This is a genomic window from Endozoicomonas sp. ALB091 (assembly GCF_049310265.1).
GTDB lineage: Bacteria > Pseudomonadota > Gammaproteobacteria > Pseudomonadales > Endozoicomonadaceae > Endozoicomonas.
This window is the reverse complement of sequence record NZ_JBLYNQ010000001.1, coordinates 647996-666673: the sequence shown is the minus strand read 5'-3', so window position 1 is coordinate 666673 and position 18678 is coordinate 647996. Positions and strand designations below refer to the sequence as shown.

8 protein-coding genes are annotated in these 18678 nt (G+C 54.8%); 2 read left to right on the top strand and 6 right to left on the bottom strand.

Annotation, left to right across the window (positions count from 1 at the left end):
- Positions 1–191: 191 nt before the first annotated feature.
- From ACO6UX_RS02855 to deoC, 3 genes are all read right to left on the bottom strand, one after another.
- Positions 192–1427 carry a phosphopentomutase gene (locus ACO6UX_RS02855; RefSeq protein WP_422444660.1) on the bottom strand — a complete coding sequence of 412 codons (1236 nt, stop codon included), beginning with the start codon at positions 1425–1427 and terminating at the stop codon, positions 192–194.
- Between the two features lie 324 nt (positions 1428–1751).
- On the bottom strand, positions 1752–3068 hold the full coding sequence (gene deoA / locus ACO6UX_RS02850) for a thymidine phosphorylase (RefSeq protein WP_422444658.1): 1317 nt from the start codon (positions 3066–3068) through the stop codon (positions 1752–1754).
- Between the two features lies 1 nt (position 3069).
- A complete protein-coding gene (gene deoC / locus ACO6UX_RS02845; protein WP_422444656.1) occupies positions 3070–3864 on the bottom strand; it encodes a deoxyribose-phosphate aldolase in 795 nt (264 codons plus the stop codon).
- A gap of 225 nt (positions 3865–4089) precedes the next feature.
- On the opposite strand from deoC, the gene ACO6UX_RS02840 reads away from it, so the two are divergent.
- Together ACO6UX_RS02840 and ACO6UX_RS02835 are read left to right on the top strand one after the other, a co-directional pair.
- Entirely contained in the window at positions 4090–5040 is a 951-nt protein-coding gene (locus tag ACO6UX_RS02840; protein WP_422444654.1) for a LysR substrate-binding domain-containing protein, read from the top strand.
- A gap of 73 nt (positions 5041–5113) precedes the next feature.
- Entirely contained in the window at positions 5114–5611 is a 498-nt protein-coding gene (locus ACO6UX_RS02835) for a hypothetical protein (RefSeq protein ID WP_422444652.1), read from the top strand.
- A gap of 36 nt (positions 5612–5647) precedes the next feature.
- Here the strand turns inward: ACO6UX_RS02835 and ACO6UX_RS02830 are convergent, their stop codons facing one another.
- From ACO6UX_RS02830 to ACO6UX_RS02820, 3 genes are all read right to left on the bottom strand, one after another.
- Positions 5648–6997 carry a TolC family outer membrane protein gene (locus ACO6UX_RS02830; protein WP_422444650.1) on the bottom strand — a complete coding sequence of 450 codons (1350 nt, stop codon included), beginning with the start codon at positions 6995–6997 and terminating at the stop codon, positions 5648–5650.
- Positions 6998–7048: 51 nt separating this feature from the next.
- A complete protein-coding gene (locus tag ACO6UX_RS02825; RefSeq protein ID WP_422444648.1) occupies positions 7049–17281 on the bottom strand; it encodes an Ig-like domain-containing protein in 10233 nt (3410 codons plus the stop codon).
- Positions 17282–17351: 70 nt separating this feature from the next.
- Positions 17352–18677: an HlyD family type I secretion periplasmic adaptor subunit gene (locus tag ACO6UX_RS02820; protein ID WP_422444646.1), complete on the bottom strand. Its 1326-nt coding sequence runs from the start codon at positions 18675–18677 to the stop codon at positions 17352–17354.
- Between the last annotated feature and the right edge of the window lies 1 nt (position 18678).

Sequence of the window (18678 nt, the reverse complement as noted above, 5' to 3'; positions counted from 1 at the left end):
GAATTGTCCCGAAATAATTTCGACATTTTGAACTCGATCTCCGTTCATCCTGAGCTTGTCGAAGGATGCTTGGCACGATCTATCAGAGTCCGGAGTTTCCGCCTTTCGACAGGCTCAGGACGAACGGAGTGCAGAGGCACGACAACCCGTCAAACTTATTGAAACCATGTACTAAGTGGCAATGGCCAAACTTAGCCCTGCCTGAAGATCTCAGGCAGAAACGATGTGCCGTGGTCCATGGGCTCCAGCTCAAAATAGCTGGCCAGTGTCTGCCCGATATCGGCAAAGGTTTCCCGCTGACCCAGGGCACATGGCATCAACTTTTTACTGTATGCCAGAACAGGAATGTGCTCACGGGTATGATCCGTTCCGGGCCAGGTTGGGTCACAACCATGGTCTGCCGCGATAATCAGAAGATCATCGTCGCCCATATAATAAAACAGGTCTGGCAGCATGGCATCCAGCTGCTCCAGCGCACCGGCATAACCGGCTACATCTCGGCGGTGCCCGAACGAAGAGTCAAAATCCACAAAATTGGTGAAGATAATGGTGCGATCACCCGCTTCAATCAATGCTTCACGGGTTGCTTCAAACAGGGCTGGAATACCCGTTGCCTTTACCTTTCTGGTAATCCCCTGGTTGGCAAAAATATCGGCAATCTTGCCAATACTGACCACTTCGCCACCACTGGCTACCAGCTTATCCAGTACCGTGGGTGCCGGGGGCAATACAGAAAAGTCCCGACGGTTGCCGGTGCGCTGAAAGTCCCCTGCATCATCACCAATGAATGGTCGGGCAATCACACGTCCGATGTTGTATGGTTCAAGAATCTCACGGGCAATCTTGCAGACGTCAAGCAGACGATCAAGGCCAAACGTTGCTTCATGGCAGGCAATCTGAAAGACGCTATCGGCCGATGTATAGACAATCGGCTTGCCGGTTTTCATGTGTTCTTCACCCAGCGCTTCCAGAATGCTGGTACCCGAAGCATGACAGTTGCCCAGAACCCCCGGAAGTTCGGCTTTGTCGATCAACTCATCCAGCAGTTCCTGCGGGAAACTGTTTTTCTCATCGCGAAAATAGCCCCAGTCAAACAGCACCGGAACACCTGCCATTTCCCAATGGCCGCTGGGTGTGTCCTTGCCACTGGAGAGTTCTTTGGCATAGCCATAAGCACCGATAATCGGCATATCATTGACCATCCCCTTGGGGAACTCACCACAGGCGTCCCTTGCCGCATGAACCAGGCCAAGACTGGACAGCTCCGGAAGGGTTAACGGGCCTTGTCGACCAATATCTGCCTCGCCATCGGCACAAGCCCGGGCAATATGTCCAATTGTATTGGAGCCAACATCGCCAAATTTATCAGCGTCTTCCGTAGCTCCAATACCGAATGAATCCATCACAAGGATAATTGCACGTTTCATTCGCTACTCCTGACCTGCAATGGTTATGACCGCTATTTGTTGATAAAAATGCACCTTCCGGCTTGTTTCCAAACCCGTGACTAGGAGCCTGTCCGAGAATAGACTGCCCTACCGGCAACTGCTCCTGCGTTGCTCTAGCTCCTGCATCCATGCAGTCGTGCGGTGGCAGCAAATTGGTCTAAAAATTCCGTTTTGTTCGGCAAATAGCCCCGCTATTCACCTCACAAAACGAAATTTTTATCCTCAATTTTCTGCCATCCTCGCTACGGGGTCGCCTAGACGGGCGCTATTCTCGGACAGGCTCCTAGGAGGTGCATTGTCAGCTTAAAGCTGTTGGTAAACCAGAGAATGGGTTGGCGGCACCTGTTCAGCAAAACTGAGTGCACCGCGAAACATATCTGCCGCCTGGTTCCATGACGCTTCTGAACTGGCATGGAGCATGGCAATGGGCTGTGAAGGATCAATCCTGTCACCCAGTCGGCAAATTTCCGTAAAGCCTACTCCATAATCAATGGTATCAGAAGCAACTTTTCGACCTCCGCCCAACTGCACCACGGCCATGCCCACTTCCCGGGTATTCATGGCGGCAAGATAACCCTCGGCCTCCATGTACACGGGCTTAACGATGGCCGCAGTGGGCAGGTAATTGTTGTACCGTTCAACGAAGTCCGACGGACCACCAAGACCGTGCACCATTCTGCCGAAGACATCAGCCGCCTGACCATTGTCCAGTACGGCCTGTAGTTTTTCCCTGGCTTGCTCAATTCCGGCAGCAAGCCCCCCGGATACCAGCAGCTCTGCGGATTGTGCCATGGTAATTTCCAGCAGGCGGTCATTGCGATATTCACCCGTAAGGAATTGCACGGCTTCACGAACCTCAACCGCATTCCCGGCAGAAGAGGCAAGGCACTGGTTCATATCCGTCAGCAATGCCGTTGTTTTCACCCCGGTCCCATTGGCTACCTGAACGATACTCTGCGCCAGTTCCACCGACTGCTCGAAGGTTGGCATAAAGGCACCGCTGCCTACCTTGACATCCATTACCAGGGCATCCAGCCCTTCTGCCAGTTTTTTCGACAAAATGGAGGCGGTAATCATGGCAATGGATTCAACCGTTGCCGTCACATCACGAACACCATAAATGCGTTTGTCCGCAGGAGCCAACTCGCCAGTCTGGCCGACAATCGCAACACCGGTCTCCCTGACCACTTTCCGGAACAGCAATTCTGAGGCACTGGTCGTATAGCCGGGAATACTGTCCAGTTTGTCCAGCGTGCCCCCGGTATGCCCAAGACCACGGCCTGAAATCATCGGCACAAAACCACCACAGGCGGCTATCATGGGGCCAAGCATCAGGCTGACCACATCGCCAACACCGCCGGTGGAGTGTTTATCCAGTATGGGGCCCGGGAGATTATCTGACGACCAGTCCATCACCTCGCCGGAATCACGCATGGCACAGGTCAGGGCAATTCGCTCATCAATATTCATCCCCTGAAAGTACACGGCCATGGCCAGCGCACCGATCTGGCCCTCCGACACCGAGTTATCCGTGACACCGGCAATGAAACTACGAATCTCCTGCTCGCTCAGTGCCTCACCTTCACGCTTACGTCGAATAACTTCCTGTGGCAGAAACATATCAGTACCCTTCTTTGCTGGCTTCACCCTGTTTCAGGCCCAGGGCAATCAACAGATTCCCCAGCAGACTGCTGGTACCAAACCGGTAGTGACGCGAGTTTACCCAGCCATCGCCCATAATTTCATCCGCCATGTCCAGGTGTAATGCTGCGTCTTCTGCGGTTCTGATACCACCGGCAGGCTTGAAACCAACCTGTGTGTTGCCACTGTCGCGGATGGCTTCCAGCATGATCCGTGCAGATTCTGGTGTCGCATTGACCGGCACCTTGCCAGTCGAGGTTTTAATAAAATCAGCACCGGCCGCAATGGCGATGTCGCTGGCCTTACGAATCAGGGCAGGGTCCTTCAGCTCACCGGTTTCAATAATCACTTTCAGCAGGACCTGTTTTTGGCCACTGTCGTCAACACTGCAAACATCTTTGCAGCGGCGAACCAGCTCCGCACCGACTTCTTCGTTGCCCGCCATCAGCGCCCGGTATGGGAATACCACGTCAACTTCATCAGCACCATAGGCAATCGCAGCCCTGGTCTCTGCAACAGCGATTTCAATATCATCATCACCGGCAGGAAAGTTGGTGACCGTGGCAATAGCAACGTCGTTCAGGCCGAGGGCGTTCAGTGTTTTACGGGCAAGAGGGATGAAACGGGGGTAGATACAGACAGCAGCCGTGTTTCCGGCTTCGGTATGAGCCTGATGGCACAGAGCAATGATTTTCTCCGGGGTATCATCGTCATTCAGGGAAGTAAGATCCATCAATTGCACAGCCTGACGGCTACGGGCATTAAGATCAGTCATGGGGCAACCCCTCTGGATAAATGGGCATTGACGGGTAGTTGAGAGTAGCAATGAACGGGAAGCCTCAGTTCCATTCATTAGCCAGTGGAGCCTGATTCAATAGTATACCAACCAGTAATCTAAACCATTTTCTTTTATGAAATTTGTAGTGAAAAAATCTGAATAGAAACAACGCCGATCAGGTATTATTGCCAGCCTTATTTACTCAACTCATTGTCGCCTTCTATGATCCCAACGGAAACGCTACAGATTGTTCGGGCAGTTGCCCATTTTCGTAACTTTACAGCTGCCGCCAGGCATCTGCATAAAGTGCCCTCGGCAATCAGCTATACCGTTCGGAAACTGGAAGACCGCCTGGGCGTACAGCTGTTTCTGCGTGATAGCAAACGCGTTGAATTGACACCCGCCGGTGTACACTTTATCGAACATACCGATAAACTGCTTGCCGACCTGGAGGAGCTTGAAAACAGTACACGACAACTGGCTACCGGATGGGAGAAGGAGCTGCGTATCGCCCTGGATAACGTGGTCAATCAGGGCAAGGTCTACGACCTGATCAATGATCTGCAGGAAGTTCGACCGGAAACCGAGCTGGTGATCAACACCGAAGTCTATAACGGTTCCTGGGACTCCCTGTTTCATGGCCGCTGTCAGATTGTGATTGGTGCCCCCCAGGATATCCCGGAAGCCATTCTCAACCAGGATCGTTTTGCCTGGCGCTCAATGGGTAATATGACCTGGGACTTTGTGGTTGCGCCAGACCACCCCCTGGCGGATCAACAAGAGCCTCTTTCCATGGCAGAGCTTCAGGGGCACCGCTCCATCTGTATCCAGGATACCTCGCGCTTTTTCCGTCATGGCTACAACCTGCTGCTGGAAAACCAGCAGGTGCTTCTGGTACCCAGTTTCAGAGCCGCTATTGAATGCCTGCTAAGAGGACTGGGGGCCACTATTCTGCCCAACCACTTTGCCAGACCCTATATCGAAGCAGGCTTGCTGGTTCGCAAAGAAGTGCCAGACCTGCATTATAATGACGGCTGTCTGCTGGCCTGGAACCAGGAAAACATGGGGCAGGGCCTGAAGTGGGTGCTTGACTGGCTGGGCTCTGAGGCATGGCTGAATAAAGTCTGGCTGCAATACGATGAACAGATGCCAATGGGCTATCACGTCCCGTGAATGGTGCCACCCGCAAAAAGTCAGTCATACTGGCGGAGTTGTTAGACAATCTGCTGCAAAATCAATGGTATAAATGACTGACATTGACTTGCAGGGGAGTACCGCCATGGAATCGATCAGGCCATTTTTCGGTCAGCAGGAGTTAACCATACAGGATCTGAGCCAGGATATGGTTGGCCTGCACAGTATGGATAGTATAGATAACCCGCTGGGCTGCCATGACAGCACACTGGTGCAGATTGAGATGTACAGCCGGATGATCTGCTACGGCTTCAATAACCCATTCCCTCATTCACGTCTGCACCTTGCTTTCGCGCTTCTCAGCATTAAAAGCCTGTTGCATCAGATCAGTCTTGCCGAGCTGGTGATGGGTTCTGCCGAGATTAAAGAGACACCGGTCAAACAGGTACGCCCGGATATCCAGCATATGGAAAAGCTTGAAAAGCTGTTGGACTGTCCGATGATTGCCGGCAGTCTGCCAACTCTGAGAGAAGCACTTCGGTTTGTCCACAGCAGGGACCAACAGGAAATTTACAACATTCTCAGGCGTAAGCTGAAAGGAGAAGGTTAAATCCAAATGGGGGCACTTGCCCCCTTGACTATCGACTTAACGTGTCGCAACCACTTTCACACCACAATCATTCTCAACGGGCAGGCTGGCGTCCATTGCCGTCAACAACGAACCCGTGCTATTCAACAGGCGGAACTGGTTAAACAGCAGATCATAACGGGCATTGATTTCACTCTGCCGGGCAGATGTGTACTCACTCTGACTGTCCAGCAGATCAATGAGCGTACGGTTACCAATCAGGAACTGCTTGTCATAAAGCTCTCTGGATTTGCTCGCCTGAACCACATGCTCTTCCAGCGGCCGCAAACGCCGGGATCCATAATCAATCGCCACCCAGGCCAGACGAATCTCTTCCTCCACCTGACGACGAGCCCGGTTGCGCACTTCCATCGCCTCATTCACCAGTTTGGTGGTCTGGCTGCGGCGAGCCTTATCACCACCGCCGTTGTAGAGGTTATACGTCATATTCAGTTTAGCTACATGACTATAGGTATCCCCTTTACCACCATTGGCATCGGTATCCCAGTTGGCCCCCACCTCCAGCTCCAGGCGGGGCATAAAGGCACTCTTACTCGCTTCATATTGAGCTTCGGCCGCTTGCACATCTGCGCTGGCCAATTTCATCACCGGATGAATTTCTGTGCCCAACTTTAACGCTGCCTCCAGAGAAACCGGTGTACCTGATGGCACTTCAGGCAACGTATAAGAAGCCGGGAGATTACCCACCAGACGCTGGTATTGTGTTTTTACATCACGAAGTACAGACTCGGCACTGATCTCATTGGCCCTGGCCAGCACCAGACGACTCTGGGCCTGAGCCACATCAGCCTCATTGCTGCGGCCTTTGCGCCCCTGTTTTTCAATCAGTTCAACGACACGTTCATGTTCAGCAGAATTGGCCTGCATCAGCTCAACAATGGACTGCTGACGCATGACATTGATATAGGCCTGGGTCACCTGCAGTGCCGTATTACCGGCTACCGAACACACCTCCTGGGCTGCGGACGCCTGCCTCGCCTTCTGACGATCCACCTCACTGCCAACCGCAAAACCATCAAACAACATTTGACGTGCAATCAGGGAGGCATCCCGGCGGGTTCTGTCCTGGTCTTTACTGTCAGCATCGCCCGCATTAAAAGCACCTATGGTTGTGCTGTTACGGCTGTTCTCATACCCAATCCCGGCCGTAAGATCCACACTGGGCAGATACCCGGCCTTAGCCTGGGTAATTTCATCCATACGGGCATCCGCTTCGGTAGTGCGGATCAGAATTTCCGGATTGGTCGCCAGCGTCTGGTTGATGGAATCCAGCAAGGTATCTGCCCGGGTATTGGCGGTTAACACTGCGGCAGACAATATCGATACTTTTAAAAACGTCGGAAACATCCTTTTTGCGCTCCTTTTCCACTTCAAATTATGGTTAGTTTTATTGCGTATTTAAACAATCAGCTGGCCGTTGTTAATCAGCTGTTGAAGTACATCATTGCCATCAATACTGCCGGACTCATTCAGGTCATTCCAGCCCGTGGTGTTGTCAAAAACAATGGTGAGTTTGTCTCCGTCAGCATCAAGGGTATCTGCTGTAAACTCGATAAATGCCTTGCCGTTTTGGTAAGTTGCAGAAATTCCCTTCGCCTGAAGAGTCTCTGGATTAACAATTTCCTTAACACCAAAATCAACAAGACCAGAAAGATCCAGAACATCCGCATCACTGTTTTCGCTCAGGGGGTCGCCCAAAACAAAATCGGTGATGGTATCCATCTGCACAGTTTCTCCATCCAGCAAGTCTGCAATTTTGAAAATAAACAGATCAGAGCCATCACCGCCAGCCAGTGTATCGTTTCCTTCACCCCCATCGATAAAGTCCTTACCTGCACCACCATTAATCGTGTCGGTCCCCTCATCACCACTGAGTATATCGTTTCCGCCCTTGCCATTTATGGTGTCATTACCAGCAACGCCATTAATGACGTCGTTGTTTTCACCACCATCCAATGTCTCAGCATTTTGAGTACCTGTTTTACGATTCTCTGGAAGAACATCCGGAAAAACAGTGTAGTTAAGATCAAGCACGCTTTCCGAACTGGTATCACCATCTTGATCCTGCGCAACCGCCGTAAAGGTCAGAGACACATTTCCAACAAAATCGGGTGCTGGTTTTAACTCCATATTGGCAAGAGTCCAGTCACTAATATCGATGGAAGTGGAATCTTCCGTAGCAGTGAACGAACGAGTCCCATCCGTTAGGGTAACGCCCACAGGAATATCTGAAACAGTAACGATTAGACTATCATTGACGTTTACCGGCATAGCGGAAACATTCAACGGGATACTGGACCTTGCTTGGTAACCGACAGTCTCAACTCGAATATTGTCGATGATAGCGCCAGTAGTATCACTAAAGTCATCATCAGCAGCTTTTAGCTCGAAACGTGTATTTTCACCGGAAGCCACAAAATAAAAGGTGTGTGTCTTAAGATCGAAGAGATTTCCCGGAGTAATAGTCGTAATCGTAGTCTGTTTAGTGACATTGCCGTTTGAATCCAGATCAGAGACCAAGACTTCTATAGCGGACTCAAAGCCACCCTGGCCCTCACGTGCTGCATGGTCGAAAGTGAACTGAAATACTTCACCAGATATAGATTCAATATCTACAAAGATATTGTTATCCCCGGGATCCGCTTTCAACTCCAAAACATGGTTTTTATCACTTTCTCCTCCATAAAAATCTTCTCTACCAATTTCCAGATCACCTCCTGCATTGTCTGTCTTAAAGCCTAAAGAGTCAGCTTCGACATCAATACGATACCCTACCTCTGGAACCGGAACCTGAAAGTCAGTGTACAGGCTGGTACCTCTGGTATTTGCATTAATACTGGGAGCGTCAGGTATCGTATCAACAGTAATCTGTACTGTAGCTCGGGATGTCTGCCCGTCGTTGTCGGTGATCTCGTAGGTGAAACTGTCGGCTAAGTTCTCACTGCCGTCATGCTGGTAACTGAAGGTGCCGTCTTCGTTCAGCACCAGGCTACCGTGCTGTACGTTCGTCACCAGGCTGACCTTCACCGGCGTGTCCGTCAGGCCTGTGTCGTTCGACTTGACGCTGGTTGCGCCCCCCACCAGGGTCGTGGCCGTGCTACCTTCAGTCACCGTGATACTGTCGGCAACCGCCTGCGGCCTTGTATCACTGACCGGCGTCACCTCGATCTGTACCGTCGCCTCGCCCGAGCTGTTGGTGCCATCGGTGATGGTGTATTTGAAGCTGTCTCCGGTGGTTTCACTGCCATCGTGACGGTACTGCGTGGTGCCGTCTTCCCTGATGAACACAACCCCGTTGGCCGTGGTGACTTTTTTGTAGCCCGCTGCGGCGGTGTAAGTAGCGTCATCACTGTCGGCCAGGTCCGCCCAGACGGTGCCATTGACACTCGCGATGGTCAGGGTGTCGGCTGGCAGGTCACTGTCCGTGTCGTTGTCACGGATGATGTTGCGGCCACTGAGCTCACCACCCTCTTCCAGCCGGTAACGGTCATTCTCCGCTTTCGGGGCGTTGTCGTTCACCGGGGTAACGTCGTAGCTGACTGTCGCCTCGCCCGAGCTGTTGGTGCCATCGGTGATGGTGTATTTGAAGCTGTCTCCGTTGGTTTCACTGCCATCGTGACGGTACTGCGTGGTGCCGTCTTCCCTGATGAACACAACCCCGTTGGCCGTGGCAACTTTTTTGTAGCCCGCTGCGGCGGTGTAAGTAGCGTCATCACTGTCGGCCAGGTCCGCCCAGACGGTGCCATTGACACTCGCGATGGTCAGGGTGTCGGCTGGCAGGTCACTGTCCGTGTCGTTGTCACGGATGATGTTGCGGCCACTGAGCTCACCACCCTCGTCCAGCCGGTAACGGTCATTCTCCGCTTTCGGGGCGTTGTCGTTCACCGGGGTAACGTCGTAGCTGACTGTCGCCTCGCCCGAGCTGTTGGTGCCATCGGTGATGGTGTATTTGAAGCTGTCTCCGTTGGTTTCACTGCCATCGTGACGGTACTGGGTGGTGCCGTCTTCCTTGATGAACACAACCCCGTTGGCCGTGGCAACTTTTTTGTAGCCCGCTGCGGCGGTGTAAGTAGCGTCATCACTGTCGGCCAGGTCCGCCCAGACGGTGCCATTGACACTCGCGATGGTCAGGGTGTCGGCTGGCAGGTCACTGTCCGTGTCGTTGTCACGGATGATGTTGCGGCCACTGAGCTCACCGCCCTCGTCCAGCCGGTAACGGTCATTCTCCGCTTTCGGGGCGTTGTCGTTCACCGGGGTAACGTCGTAGCTGACTGTCGCCTCGCCCGAGCTGTTGGTGCCATCGGTGATGGTGTATTTGAAGCTGTCTCCGGTGGTTTCACTGCCATCGTGACGGTACTGCGTGGTGCCGTCTTCCCTGATGAACACAACCCCGTTGGCCGTGGCAACTTTTTTGTAGCCCGCTGCGGCGGTGTAAGTAGCGTCATCACTGTCGGCCAGGTCCGCCCAGACGGTGCCGTTGACACTCGCGATGGTCAGGGTGTCGGCTGGCAGGTCACTGTCTGTGTCGTTGTCACGGATGATGTTGCGGCCACTGAGCTCACCACCCTCTTCCAGCCGGTAACGGTCATTCTCCGCTTTCGGGGCGTTGTCGTTCACCGGGGTAACGTCGTAGCTGACTGTCGCCTCGCCCGAGCTGTTGGTGCCATCGGTGATGGTGTATTTGAAGCTGTCTCCTGTGGTTTCACTGCCATCGTGACGGTACTGGGTGGTGCCGTCTTCCCTGATGAACACAACCCCGTTGGCCGTGGCAACTTTTTTGTAGCCCGCTGCGGCGGTGTAAGTAGCGTCATCACTGTCGGCCAGGTCCGCCCACACGGTGCCATTGACACTCGCGATGGTCAGGGTGTCGGCTGGCAGGTCACTGTCCGTGTCGTTGTCACGGATGATGTTGCGGCCACTGAGCTCACCGCCCTCGTCCAGCCGGTAACGGTCATTCTCCGCTTTCGGGGCGTTGTCGTTCACCGGGGTAACGTCGTAGCTGACTGTCGCCTCGCCCGAGCTGTTGGTGCCATCGGTGATGGTGTATTTGAAGCTGTCTCCGGTGGTTTCACTGCCATCGTGACGGTACTGGGTGGTGCCGTCTTCCTTGATGAACACAACCCCGTTGGCCGTGGCAACTTTTTTGTAGCCCGCTGCGGCGGTGTAAGTAGCGTCATCACTGTCGGCCAGGTCCGCCCAGACGGTGCCATTGACACTCGCGATGGTCAGGGTGTCGGCTGGCAGGTCACTGTCCGTGTCGTTGTCACGGATGATGTTGCGGCCACTGAGCTCACCGCCCTCGTCCAGCCGGTAACGGTCATTCTCCGCTTTCGGGGCGTTGTCGTTCACCGGGGTAACGTCGTAGCTGACTGTCGCCTCGCCCGAGCTGTTGGTGCCATCGGTGATGGTGTATTTGAAGCTGTCTCCGGTGGTTTCACTGCCATCGTGACGGTACTGCGTGGTGCCGTCTTCCTTGATGAACACAACCCCGTTGGCCGTGGCAACTTTTTTGTAGCCCGCTGCGGCGGTGTAAGTAGCGTCATCACTGTCGACCAGGTCCGCCCAGACGGTGCCATTGACACTCGCGATGGTCAGGGTGTCGGCTGGCAGGTCACTGTCTGTGTCGTTGTCACGGATGATGTTGCGGCCACTGAGCTCACCACCCTCGTCCAGCCGGTAACGGTCATTCTCCGCTTTCGGGGCGTTGTCGTTCACCGGGGTAACGTCGTAGCTGACTGTCGCCTCGCCCGAGCTGTTGGTGCCATCGGTGATGGTGTATTTGAAGCTGTCTCCGGTGGTTTCACTGCCATCGTGACGGTACTGCGTGGTGCCGTCTTCCTTGATGAACACAACCCCGTTGGCCGTGGCAACTTTTTTGTAGCCCGCTGCGGCGGTGTAAGTAGCGTCATCACTGTCGACCAGGTCCGCCCAGACGGTGCCATTGACACTCGCGATGGTCAGGGTGTCGGCTGGCAGGTCACTGTCTGTGTCGTTGTCACGGATGATGTTGCGGCCACTGAGCTCACCACCCTCTTCCAGCCGGTAACGGTCATTCTCCGCTTTCGGGGCGTTGTCGTTCACCGGGGTAACGTCGTAGCTGACTGTCGCCTCGCCCGAGCTGTTGGTGCCATCGGTGATGGTGTATTTGAAGCTGTCTCCTGTGGTTTCACTGCCATCGTGACGGTACTGGGTGGTGCCGTCTTCCTTGATGAACACAACCCCGTTGGCCGTGGCAACTTTTTTGTAGCCCGCTGCGGCGGTGTAAGTAGCGTCATCACTGTCGGCCAGGTCCGCCCACACGGTGCCATTGACACTCGCGATGGTCAGGGTGTCGGCTGGCAGGTCACTGTCCGTGTCGTTGTCACGGATGATGTTGCGGCCACTGAGCTCACCGCCCTCGTCCAGCCGGTAACGGTCATTCTCCGCTTTCGGGGCGTTGTCGTTCACCGGGGTAACGTCGTAGCTGACTGTCGCCTCGCCCGAGCTGTTGGTGCCATCGGTGATGGTGTATTTGAAGCTGTCTCCGGTGGTTTCACTGCCATCGTGACGGTACTGCGTGGTGCCGTCTTCCCTGATGAACACAACCCCGTTGGCCGTGGTGACTTTTTTGTAGCCCGCTGCGGCGGTGTAAGTAGCGTCATCACTGTCGGCCAGGTCCGCCCAGACGGTGCCATTGACACTCGCGATGGTCAGGGTGTCGGCTGGCAGGTCACTGTCCGTGTCGTTGTCACGGATGATGTTGCGGCCACTGAGCTCACCACCCTCTTCCAGCCGGTAACGGTCATTCTCCGCTTTCGGGGCGTTGTCGTTCACCGGGGTAACGTCGTAGCTGACTGTCGCCTCGCCCGAGCTGTTGGTGCCATCGGTGATGGTGTATTTGAAGCTGTCTCCGTTGGTTTCACTGCCATCGTGACGGTACTGCGTGGTGCCGTCTTCCTTGATGAACACAACCCCGTTGGCCGTGGCAACTTTTTTGTAGCCTGCTGCGGCGGTGTAAGTAGCGTCATCACTGTCGGCCAGGTCCGCCCAGACGGTGCCGTTGACACTCGCGATGGTCAGGGTGTCGGCTGGCAGGTCACTGTCTGTGTCGTTGTCACGGATGATGTTGCGGCCACTGAGCTCACCACCCTCTTCCAGCCGGTAACGGTCATTCTCCGCTTTCGGGGCGTTGTCGTTCACCGGGGTAACGTCGTAGCTGACTGTCGCCTCGCCCGAGCTGTTGGTGCCATCGGTGATGGTGTATTTGAAGCTGTCTCCGGTGGTTTCACTGCCATCGTGACGGTACTGCGTGGTGCCGTCTTCCCTGATGAACACAACCCCGTTGGCCGTGGCAACTTTTTTGTAGCCCGCTGCGGCGGTGTAAGTAGCGTCATCACTGTCGGCCAGGTCCGCCCAGACGGTGCCGTTGACACTCGCGATGGTCAGGGTGTCGGCTGGCAGGTCACTGTCCGTGTCGTTGTCACGGATGATGTTGCGGCCACTGAGCTCACCGCCCTCGTCCAGCCGGTAACGGTCATTCTCCGCTTTCGGGGCGTTGTCGTTCACCGGGGTAACGTCGTAGCTGACTGTCGCCTCGCCCGAGCTGTTGGTGCCATCGGTGATGGTGTATTTGAAGCTGTCTCCGGTGGTTTCACTGCCATCGTGACGGTACTGGGTGGTGCCGTCTTCCTTGATGAACACAACCCCGTTGGCCGTGGCAACTTTTTTGTAGCCCGCTGCGGCGGTGTAAGTAGCGTCATCACTGTCGGCCAGGTCCGCCCAGACGGTGCCGTTGACACTCGCGATGGTCAGGGTGTCGGCTGGCAGGTCACTGTCCGTGTCGTTGTCACGGATGATGTTGCGGCCACTGAGCTCACCGCCCTCGTCCAGCCGGTAACGGTCATTCTCCGCTTTCGGGGCGTTGTCGTTCACCGGGGTAACGTCGTAGCTGACTGTCGCCTCGCCCGAGCTGTTGGTGCCATCGGTGATGGTGTATTTGAAGCTGTCTCCGGTGGTTTCACTGCCATCGTGACGGTACTGCGTGGTGCCGTCTTCCTTGATGAACACAACCCCGTTGGCCGTGGCAACTTTTTTGTAGCCCGCTGCGGCGGTGTAAGTAGCGTCATCACTGTCGACCAGGTCCGCCCAGACGGTGCCATTGACACTCGCGATGGTCAGGGTGTCGGCTGGCAGGTCACTGTCTGTGTCGTTGTCACGGATGATGTTGCGGCCACTGAGCTCACCACCCTCGTCCAGCCGGTAACGGTCATTCTCCGCTTTCGGGGCGTTGTCGTTCACCGGGGTAACGTCGTAGCTGACTGTCGCCTCGCCCGAGCTGTTGGTGCCATCGGTGATGGTGTATTTGAAGCTGTCTCCTGTGGTTTCACTGCCATCGTGACGGTACTGGGTGGTGCCGTCTTCCTTGATGAACACAACCCCGTTGGCCGTGGCAACTTTTTTGTAGCCCGCTGCGGCGGTGTAAGTAGCGTCATCACTGTCGACCAGGTCCGCCCAGACGGTGCCATTGACACTCGCGATGGTCAGGGTGTCGGCTGGCAGGTCACTGTCTGTGTCGTTGTCACGGATGATGTTGCGGCCACTGAGCTCACCACCCTCGTCCAGCCGGTAACGGTCATTCTCCGCTTTCGGGGCGTTGTCGTTCACCGGGGTAACGTCGTAGCTGACTGTCGCCTCGCCCGAGCTGTTGGTGCCATCGGTGATGGTGTATTTGAAGCTGTCTCCTGTGGTTTCACTGCCATCGTGACGGTACTGGGTGGTGCCGTCTTCCTTGATGAACACAACCCCGTTGGCCGTGGCAACTTTTTTGTAGCCCGCTGCGGCGGTGTAAGTAGCGTCATCACTGTCGACCAGGTCCGCCCAGACGGTGCCATTGACACTCGCGATGGTCAGGGTGTCGGCTGGCAGGTCACTGTCTGTGTCGTTGTCACGGATGATGTTGCGGCCACTGAGCTCACCACCCTCTTCCAGCCGGTAACGGTCATTCTCCGCTTTCGGGGCGTTGTCGTTCACCGGGGTAACGTCGTAGCTGACTGTCGCCTCGCCCGAGCTGTTGGTGCCATCGGTGATGGTGTATTTGAAGCTGTCTCCGGTGGTTTCACTGCCATCGTGACGGTACTGCGTGGTGCCGTCTTCCTTGATGAACACAACCCCGTTGGCCGTGGCAACTTTTTTGTAGCCCGCTGCGGCGGTGTAAGTAGCGTCATCACTGTCGACCAGGTCCGCCCAGACGGTGCCATTGACACTCGCGATGGTCAGGGTGTCGGCTGGCAGGTCACTGTCCGTGTCGTTGTCACGGATGATGTTGCGGCCACTGAGCTCACCGCCCTCGTCCAGCCGGTAACGGTCATTCTCCGCTTTCGGGGCGTTGTCGTTCACCGGGGTAACGTCGTAGCTGACTGTCGCCTCGCCCGAGCTGTTGGTGCCATCGGTGATGGTGTATTTGAAGCTGTCTCCGGTGGTTTCACTGCCATCGTGACGGTACTGCGTGGTGCCGTCTTCCTTGATGAACACAACCCCGTTGGCCGTGGTGACTTTTTTGTAGCCCGCTGCGGCGGTGTAAGTAGCGTCATCACTGTCGGCCAGGTCCGCCCAGACGGTGCCATTGACACTCGCGATGGTCAGGGTGTCGGCTGGCAGGTCACTGTCCGTGTCGTTGTCACGGATGATGTTGCGGCCACTGAGCTCACCACCCTCTTCCAGCCGGTAACGGTCATTCTCCGCTTTCGGGGCGTTGTCGTTCACCGGGGTAACGTCGTAGCTGACTGTCGCCTCGCCCGAGCTGTTGGTGCCATCGGTGATGGTGTATTTGAAGCTGTCTCCGGTGGTTTCACTGCCATCGTGACGGTACTGCGTGGTGCCGTCTTCCTTGATGAACACAACCCCGTTGGCCGTGGCAACTTTTTTGTAGCCCGCTGCGGCGGTGTAAGTAGCGTCATCACTGTCGGCCAGGTCCGCCCAGACGGTGCCGTTGACACTCGCGATGGTCAGGGTGTCGGCTGGCAGGTCACTGTCTGTGTCGTTGTCACGGATGATGTTGCGGCCACTGAGCTCACCACCCTCTTCCAGCCGGTAACGGTCATTCTCCGCTTTCGGGGCGTTGTCGTTCACCGGGGTAACGTCGTAGCTGACTGTCGCCTCGCCCGAGCTGTTGGTGCCATCGGTGATGGTGTATTTGAAGCTGTCTCCGGTGGTTTCACTGCCATCGTGACGGTACTGCGTGGTGCCGTCTTCCCTGATGAACACAACCCCGTTGGCCGTGGCAACTTTTTTGTAGCCCGCTGCGGCGGTGTAAGTAGCGTCATCACTGTCGGCCAGGTCCGCCCAGACGGTGCCGTTGACACTCGCGATGGTCAGGGTGTCGGCTGGCAGGTCACTGTCCGTGTCGTTGTCACGGATGATGTTGCGGCCACTGAGCTCACCGCCCTCGTCCAGCCGGTAACGGTCATTCTCCGCTTTCGGGGCGTTGTCGTTCACCGGGGTAACGTCGTAGCTGACTGTCGCCTCGCCCGAGCTGTTGGTGCCATCGGTGATGGTGTATTTGAAGCTGTCTCCGGTGGTTTCACTGCCATCGTGACGGTACTGCGTGGTGCCGTCTTCCTTGATGAACACAACCCCGTTGGCCGTGGCAACTTTTTTGTAGCCCGCTGCGGCGGTGTAAGTAGCGTCATCACTGTCGACCAGGTCCGCCCAGACGGTGCCATTGACACTCGCGATGGTCAGGGTGTCGGCTGGCAGGTCACTGTCTGTGTCGTTGTCACGGATGATGTTGCGGCCACTGAGCTCACCACCCTCTTCCAGGCGGTAACGGTCATTCTCCGCCTTTGGGGAGTTGTCATTCTGCGGTGCGACATTTACAGTCAGGGCTTGAGTATCGACCCTGAATCCATCACTAACTTGAACTTCAACCTCATAGCTTATTTTACCACTTTCAAAGTCTGGCTCTGTTATGAAACTGAGAGTGCCATCAGCTTCAATCTCAAAAGAACTAGAATCTGCCCCTCCTGAAATACTGAAAATAAGATCACGACCGCTTTGATCGACATCTATCGCTGTAACTTTGGTCACTGTATTACTATTTTCCAGAACTTCGATTACAGCTTTATCGCCGCCGCCATTACTCGTAATTATTGGGGCGTCATTTTCATCAATGTCTAATAGTTCATCAGCAACAAAGCTTTCACTGTCCTCAGTCCCCCTCTGAACCCCGGAAGTATCAAAACCCGCCTCCGGTTCCACCTGAATACCGCTGAGATCGAGAATAGTCTGGCTGCCAAAACCTGAATTAACCTGACTATCCGGCTGGCCTGTTGCGGGTAGAGGAGCATCCGGGACTGGCGGAAGTTCAAACTGTTCCGCTTCTATTTCTATTTCTGCATCGTCTGGCAGGAAATTCTGATAGAAGGCGGTAAAACTGAACTCATCATTATTGCTCAGTTCAAGTACCTGGCCATCAAACAGGTCGATATGAATAAAACCGTCGGCTCCGGTTATGACTGTTTCGTTTGGGTAGACGACATCACCAGCCTGAAGTACACGACGAGTTCCGTCAGGGGTAATGGCCTCGACCTTGCCAATGGCAAAGTGAATGGATCCGGCAGATTTGCTGGCAGTAGCTTCCTGAATAGTGTCCACGACTGGCTCCTTGTTATTGTTCCCGGGCAACTCCGGCCCTGTGTCAGTTGTAATTTTCAGATCAAAATGTTTATCGTTCACTGAAGGCCAGCTGTCTGGCTCTCAACACCGGCTTTAACAGGTACTCAAGGAGTGTTTTCTTGCCGGTTAAAATATCTACTGAGGCGACCATTCCGACGATAACGGGGCGGCTGTTATCACCTTCATTGCCCAGGTGGCTCTTGTCGGTTTTGATTCTGGCCAGATAAAAGCTTTCGCCCTGTTCATCCGTGATGGTGTCGGCACTGATATGCGTCAGTTCTCCATCAAGACCGCCGTGGATAGTAAAGTCATAGGCGGTAAAGCGAACCGTGGCTTTCTGGCCCGGGTGCAGAAATGCAATATCCTGTGGCCGGATTCTGGCTTCAACCTCAAGAGTGTCGTCTACGGGGATGAGTTCCATCATCACCATACCCGGCTGGACAACACCGCCTTCGGTGTTGACAAGAATCTGCTTTACCACGCCTTTCATTGGTGCCTTGACCCGGGTACGTTCAACCTGGTCACTGACGGCGGTTTCTTTTGCGGTTAGTTCATGCAATTGGGCAAGGGTTTCGTTTAACTCTACTCGCGCTTTATTGACGAAGTTCAGCCGTGCCTCATTAATTCGTTGTTGTGTCTCTTCCTGTTGTGCAGCGATCCGCTCCAGATTTTTCTCGGCAATGATTTTTTCACCCCGGGTATCACTGACCTGTCGTTCAAGGCGGAGCACTTCGACTCTGGACACTGCGCCTTCTGCAGACAGGTCACGGGCAAGCTGGAGTTCTTCATCCAGCAACGCAAAGCGGCGAGCCAGCATCTCTCGCTGCGCTTTTGTCTCAAGTGTCTGTTTCTTCTGCTGGGTCAGCTGTTGTTGATAAACACCAATACTACTGGCCAGTTCCAGCTGGCGATGATGAAAGAGTTCCTTCTCCCGGTCGGCAAGCACCGGCACGTTTGCTGTCAGCAACTCAGGCATGACCGGCTCTCCGCCTTCCACTTCTGCCAGCAAACGAGCCCTTCTGGCCATCAATGCATGACGGTTGGCCAGCTGGCCCTGGCGGGTGGAGGTAAACCGGGTGTCGTCCATCACCATCAGCACCTGCCCCTGTTCCACCAGTTCGCCTTCAGAAACCAGAATATCATCAACAATACCACCTTCCATATTCTGGACATTCTGCACCTGGCTGGAAGGAATCACTTTTCCTTCTCCACGGGTAATTTCATCCAGCTCACACCAGCCTGCCCAGAGGATAAAAGTCAGAAGACAGAGGGCAACTGTCATGATCAGTGGACGGCTTCCCCTGGTGATTTTATTGATTTCCGCCTCGCTGGCAGCATGCCAGTCAGAGCCTTGATGGTTGGCGAGGTCACTCATT